Source organism: Clostridium sp. (genome assembly GCF_051654825.1).
Lineage (GTDB): Bacteria > Bacillota > Clostridia > Clostridiales > Clostridiaceae > Clostridium.
In genome coordinates, this window is the sequence record NZ_JBOFYU010000133.1 from 1 (window position 1) to 6539 (window position 6539).

Genomic DNA, 6539 nt, shown 5'->3' on the forward strand with positions numbered 1-6539 from the left:
GAGTATTACTATTTAGCAATTTTTACACTATAAAAAAAGTTGGTAATCTTGAAGGAGAATTAGAAAGTATAAGGTTTAGTATCAGTAATTTATCAATAGGTGGAGAGGTTAGAACAATAATAAATGAAAGTCTCCAAGAGCAAAATAAAATTGTAGAAGCTATAGACTTAACTTATGGAGAGTTATTACCTGATAGTCTTAGTGTTGAACTTAGATTAAAGGTTACGCCTAAGGAATATAGTGAAGGGTCAAATGCTAGCTTATTATTAAATGAAAAAGAAATCCCTATGGTATATGAAAATTCAGCTTTTACCTTAAATACAGAAGTAAGTATATTAGATGATATTAAAGGAATATTTAAATTAAATGATAATGGAGTAATAAAAACTTCAGAAATAAAAGAGTTTCAATATGAAAATTTAAGGGATAGGTATTTACTTAATCCAAATGCTTATTTTAGTGGTGAGTGGAACTTAACTTCATTAGGAACGTTTTATAGAAAGGGTACTATTGAATTAGATTCATATACATCTGAAAAAAATAGTATTCAAAAAGCTACATTTATAAATGAAGTAAATAGAGAAAAAATATCAGAAGAAGAACTAGAAGGGAATTCTGATAAAATGAAGCTTAACATAGAAAGTAAAATAAGTGTCAGAGATGGAGATATAGTTGATAGTTATATAGTAATTGAAGATACTTATGGATTACAGTATATATATGGAATAGATAACTTTAAGGTAGGTATGGTTGGTATAGATGAAAAATTTGGAAGAATAGTAGAGGGATATGGATTACGAGAAATAAAAACTAAAGATGGTACATCTATTTGGAATTTAAAGTTGGCTGTAGAAGGGTAGCAAAAATAAAATTAGTATCATATAATTTAATGAATTAATTTTATTTGGAGTGGCTATGATATCATTATTAAGAAGGATAAAAAATAAATTTTTAAGAGTTCTAAAGAAAAGCAAGAGAGACTACAATCCTATGCCTAAAATTGAAGAGGTAAATTATAATTGGGCTCAGCCATTAGATTATAATTTTAAGCCTTCAATGATAGTTTATCATCATACGGCTGAAGATAATTTAACTCCTGAGGATATAGATAAGAAACATAAAGATAGAGGGTGGACTGGTATAGGATATCACTTTTATATAAGAAAAGATGGAACAATATATAGAGGAAGACCAGAAAATGCAGTAGGAGCTCATGCACCAGGAGTAAATGATAAAGCTTTTGGAATAGCTGTAGAAGGTAACTTAAATAATGAACAATTAACTGAAAAGCAAAAGAAAAGCTTAATTGAATTATCTAGGTATTTAATGATTAAATATAATATAAAGGATTTAAAAAGACATAAGGATGTAAAAAACACTGAATGCCCAGGAAAGAATTTTCCATTTGAAAAAATAAAGGCAGAATTAGGAGTAAAGTAAGTATTTTAAGCAAAAAGAGTTAGATATAGAGGAAAAATTAAAAAGTTTTAAAAATGTATTTATTTTTTATATCTATTTGATATAATGGTAATAATTCGATTTTGAGTTATTAAGTTTACTTAATGGAAATAGTAGCATCTAAGTGCATAGGGGCTGCTATTTTTTGTGAGGATTTTTAGAAAAACAATATGAAAAAGGGGGATACACATGGAAGGAAGAATTGATTTAACAGAAGGTAGAATTACCGAAAAGCTAATTAAATTATCTTTACCAATCATGGGGACATCATTTATTCAAATGGCTTATAACATGATTGATATGATTTGGGTTGGTAAAGCTGGTAGTAATGCAGTGGCGGCTGTAGGAACAGCAGGGTTTTTCCCTTGGCTTGCTATGGCATTTATATTAATTTCAAAGGTTGGTGCTGAAGTAAAGGTAGCACAAAGTATAGGAAGAGGCGATAAAAAGCATACCAAGGCATACATAAAATCTTCTATAGAAATAAATATAATATTAGCGATATTATATACAATTGCATTAATAGTTTTTTGTGATCCATTAATAGGATTCTTTAAATTAGGTGATGCAGAAGTAATAAGAATGTCAAAAGAATATTTAATAATTATGGCATTAGGAATGGTATTTTACTTTATTAATCCAGTATTCACAGGGATATTTAATGGACTTGGAAATAGTAAGACTCCATTTATAATAAATACTATTGGATTAATTACAAATATAGTTTTAGACCCTGTATTAATTTTAGGATGGGGTGGAGCACCAGTGTTAGGTGTTGCAGGAGCAGCAATAGCAACTGTTTTTGCACAAATAGTAGTGGCGGCTTGTTTCTTAGTAGCAATATTAAGAAGTAAAGAAGATTACTTTAAAATAAAAATATTTAAAAAGATAGATTTAGATTATTATAAGATATTATTTAGATTAGGGACACCAGTAGCAATCCAAAATGGTATGTTTACTATATTTTCAATGTTTATAGGAAGAATAGTAGCATCTTGGGGGCCAGTGCCAATAGCTGTTCAAAAGGTTGGTTCACAAATAGAAGCAATTTCATGGATGACAGCGGAAGGGTTAGCTGTATCCGTAGGGACATTTATTGGACAAAACTATGGAGCAAAAAAATATGATAGAATTGGAAAAGGCTTTAAGATAACATTAGTCTTAGCTGTAATAGTTGGAACATTAGCAAGCTTACTTCTTATTTTTGCAGGAGAGCAAGTATTCTCATTATTTATATCAGAAAGCGAAGCCATAGCTGGAGGAAAGGATTATTTAAGAATTCTAGGTTTTTCACAAATATTTATGTGTATTGAAATAACAACAGCAGGAGCATTTAAAGGATTTGGAAGAACAAGTATACCATCAGTAATAGTAACTGTATTAACAGGAGCAAGGGTTCCATTAGCTTATATTATATCTAAGCCAGAGCTATTAGGAATAAATGGTGTTTGGTGGAGTATAACATTAACAAGTGTGTTAAAGGGACTTTTAATGATAAGTATATTCTTATGGATGGCTAAAATGGGTAAATTATATAAAGTTGAAAAAGAGCAAAATGAAAAATTGAAAATTGCAGAATAATTAAAGTGATTTTTAAATATAATATGTAAATATAAGAGGCATAGGAATAACCTATGCCTCTTTATTATTATTTAGATCCTTATGATATTTAATACCAAATTTATGTACTTCTTCAAGCATTGGAATTATATTTTTGCCTGTATCAGTAAGTCCATACTCAACTTTAGGAGGAACAACGGGATAAACATGTCTATAAATTAAGCCATCTTCCTCAAGACTTCTAAGTTGATTAGTTAACATTTTTTGTGTTACGTCAGGAAGCTTTCTCTTTAAATCGCTAAATCGTAAAGAGCCACTACATAAATACCAAAGAATTAGTATTTTCCATTTTCCTGAAATTAATTTATGAACTAAAATCATAGGACAAGTATCATATGTTGCACAATTTTTTTTGTTATGGCATACATCATGAAAAGTTAGTGAATTATTCATTTTTATATACCTCGCATTATATAATTTCAAAATATTATATCACCAAAATAGGAGAAAAATCAAGAAAATAAGACTTAATTTTAAATTTTAAGAGGACAGTATATTTTTATATACTATATATAAAAAAAGTGCCTACTTGTTAAAAAGAGCTATTAGGAATAAGATTATATTAAATCTAAGAAGGAAATACTATTATGTAGTATTTTTATAAAGATTAGATCAATGCAGTTATTAGTCTTTAAGACCAATAATAAGAGCTTAATAAAAGCTTCTTATTAAGAATCCCTAAAAATATAAATTATAAAAATTAAATTTTAACCCCTATTAAAATTTAATTAGTGGAAATAGATTTTTCTTTGTTAGTGTCATTACAAGGAGGAGTCTTTTTTTCTTTGAAACAAATTATAGGGAATAATTACAAAAATTATAAAGCATCATTAATTACATAAGTGTGGTATAATAGAAGTTAAGTCTGATAAATAAAAGACGCAGGGAGGTAATTTATTGTTTAATTTAGGAGATACAGTTGTATATCCATGTCAAGGAATCGGTATTATAGATTCTATAGAAGAAAGAGAATTTAAAGGTGAAAAACAAGATTACTACAGCATAAGTATTATAAACAATACTATGAAGCTAACTGTACCAGTTAGTAGAATTGATGTTGCCAACATTAGATTAATGAGCAATTCAAATGCAATAGATAAAAGCTTAGAGGATATTAGCAGTTTTATTACAAATAAAGACGAATTAGAGAAGTCATCTACAAATGAAAGAATGGCTATTAATTCTAAAAAGATGAAACTAGGTAAATTAGAAGATTATTTAGGAATGGTTTATGACCTTAATAAGGTTAAAACAGAAAGTAAGCTAAATAGTACAGAAAATCAATTTTACCAAAATATTAGAGCATGCGTTATTGATGAAATGTGCCAATCTAAGAACATAGCTAAAGATGAAGCTAATAGACTATTAGATGATGCAATAAAGTAAGATAAAATTAAGAGAGATTTTTCATTGTAGGTAATTACAATGAAGGGTCTTTTTTTATTTTATGTAAAAGCTATTTATGGAAAAGAAAACTATTTATGTAGTATAATTTAAATTAGCAAATTAAATTAATTATGGGAATTAATGAGGTGAATTATTAAGATGAGCAATAAAGGTGAAATATTAGTAGTGGAAGATGATGTAGATATAAATAGTTTATTTTATAAAGTATTATCAAAGGAAGGTTATAATGTAAGGTCTGCATATTCAGGTACAGAAGCAAAGATGTGCCTTGAACAATTTGATTATAATCTTATATTATTAGATTTAATGCTTCCAGGGGTAAGTGGTGAAGAGCTTATTAATGAAATTAGAAATGATAAAAATGTGCCAATAATAGTTATTTCAGCTAAGGATACACAAGAAGAAAAAATTAATGTTTTAAAAATGGGTGCAGATGATTTTATTAGTAAGCCATTTGATATAAATGAAGTGATAGTAAGAGTAGAAGTTCAATTAAGAAGAACTAGTGAATTTACTAAATCAAATAATAATAAAGAAAGGTTACAGCATAAGAATTTAACCTTAGATTTAGAAAGTAGACAAGTGTTTGTTAATGAGGAAGAAGTTACTTTAACATTAAGGGAATTTTCAATATTAGAGTTATTGGTCAGTAATCCACATAAGGTTTTTACAAGGGCAAATTTATTTGAATCAGTATGGAACAATGAGTTTTTAGGTGATGATAATACTGTTAATGTTCATGTAAGTAATTTAAGATCTAAATTAGCAAAGGTAGATGCAAAAAAGGAATATATAAAAACTGTATGGGGAATAGGATTTAAATTAAGTGAATAATAAACTTAATACTTTCTTAATGTTTACTTTAATTTATCTTATAAGTTAGCCTATAAAATAAAATCATAAGGTAACAGGAGGGAGCATTAATGAAAGAGATAGTATTAAGAACTCAAAATATTACAAAGAAATATGGAAGTCAACTTTCAAATGATAGTATAAGCATAAAGATTAAAAAAGGTGAAATATATGGTCTTATAGGTCAAAATGGAGCAGGTAAAACTACATTAATAAGATTAATTACAGGTTTGATTCATAAGACTAATGGAAGTATAGAGCTATTTGGAAAGTCAGATGAAGAAGGTTTAAATTATGCAAGAACTATGGTTGGAAGCTTAATAGAAACACCATCTTTTTACGGAAATATGACTGCACGAGAAAATCTTGAAGTATCAAGATTAGTAAGAAATATAGCAGGAAAAGAGTGTATAAATGAGGTTTTAAAGCTTACAGGACTAGATAATGTTGAAAAGAAAAAGGTTAAGAATTTTTCATTAGGGATGAAGCAAAGATTAGGGATAGCAAATGCATTGCTAGGAAATCCAAGATTATTAATTTTAGATGAGCCTATAAATGGATTAGACCCAATGGGAATAGTTGAAATAAGAGAATTATTAAAAAAAGTTAATAAGGAAAAAGATGTGACAATATTAATATCAAGTCATATATTAGGTGAACTTTCAGAACTTGCAACTTGTTATGGAATAATTAATAGTGGGAAATTAGTAGAGGAAATTTCATCTAAGGAATTAAGCGAAAAGTGTAGACAGTATATTGAATTAGAAGTAGATGATTCAGCAGTGGCTGTAACTATTTTAGAAAAGAAATTAGACATAACTGATTATGAAGTATTAGAAAAAAATAAGATAAGAATATTTAGCAACTTAGATTCAGTAGGAATTATAAACTCTAGCCTATCTAAAAATGGAGTAATAGTAGAAAGGATAGGATTAAAGGGTGAAAACCTAGAAGAATATTTCATGAATAAAGTTGGAGGTGCTACTTATGCTTAGATTAGTAAAGGCGGAACTATTTAAGTTATTTAAAAATAAAACATTTAGGGTATTATGTGGAGTAGGAATATTTTTATCAATTATGATGATTGTATTATCATCACCTTTGTTTGAAAAAGTATTAATGGATAGCTTAGGGGAAATGTCAGCGCAAGATAAACAATTGCTAATGGAGCAAATGGGTGCAGTAGCTTCTTCAGAGCAAGT

7 protein-coding genes and 1 pseudogene are annotated in these 6539 nt (G+C 28.0%); 7 read left to right on the plus strand and 1 reads right to left on the minus strand.

The genetic code is table 11. The features are described 5' to 3' along the window. From ACRDBA_RS08230 to ACRDBA_RS08240, 3 genes are all read left to right on the plus strand, one after another. The coding region (locus tag ACRDBA_RS08230; RefSeq protein WP_438572443.1) for a hypothetical protein at positions 1-860 on the plus strand (860 nt) is incomplete at its 5' end. Positions 861-915: 55 nt separating this feature from the next. Beyond that, on the plus strand, positions 916-1440 hold the full coding sequence (locus ACRDBA_RS08235) for a peptidoglycan recognition protein family protein (RefSeq protein WP_438572444.1): 525 nt from the start codon (positions 916-918) through the stop codon (positions 1438-1440). A 207-nt stretch (positions 1441-1647) separates the two neighbouring features. After that, entirely contained in the window at positions 1648-3039 is a 1392-nt protein-coding gene (locus ACRDBA_RS08240) for an MATE family efflux transporter (protein ID WP_438572445.1), read from the plus strand. Between the two features lie 51 nt (positions 3040-3090). On the opposite strand, the gene ACRDBA_RS08245 is transcribed toward ACRDBA_RS08240, so the two are convergent. Further along, positions 3091-3471 carry a winged helix-turn-helix transcriptional regulator gene (locus tag ACRDBA_RS08245; protein WP_438572446.1) on the minus strand — a complete coding sequence of 127 codons (381 nt, stop codon included), beginning with the start codon at positions 3469-3471 and terminating at the stop codon, positions 3091-3093. A gap of 504 nt (positions 3472-3975) precedes the next feature. Between ACRDBA_RS08245 and ACRDBA_RS08250 the strand changes: the two genes are divergently transcribed. The 4 genes and pseudogenes from ACRDBA_RS08250 to ACRDBA_RS08265 form a co-directional block, all read left to right on the plus strand. Beyond that, positions 3976-4464, plus strand: coding sequence for a CarD family transcriptional regulator (locus ACRDBA_RS08250; protein WP_438572447.1), 489 nt, complete (start codon positions 3976-3978; stop codon positions 4462-4464). Between the two features lie 159 nt (positions 4465-4623). Further along, a complete protein-coding gene (locus tag ACRDBA_RS08255; protein ID WP_438572448.1) occupies positions 4624-5319 on the plus strand; it encodes a response regulator transcription factor in 696 nt (231 codons plus the stop codon). A gap of 89 nt (positions 5320-5408) precedes the next feature. Beyond that, complete coding sequence (locus tag ACRDBA_RS08260) at positions 5409-6332, plus strand: ATP-binding cassette domain-containing protein (RefSeq protein WP_438572449.1); 924 nt, start codon at positions 5409-5411, stop codon at positions 6330-6332. Continuing rightward, positions 6325-6539 (plus strand): annotated as a pseudogene (locus ACRDBA_RS08265) (hypothetical protein); the annotation flags it as partial. The gene ACRDBA_RS08260 and the pseudogene ACRDBA_RS08265, both read left to right, overlap by 8 nt.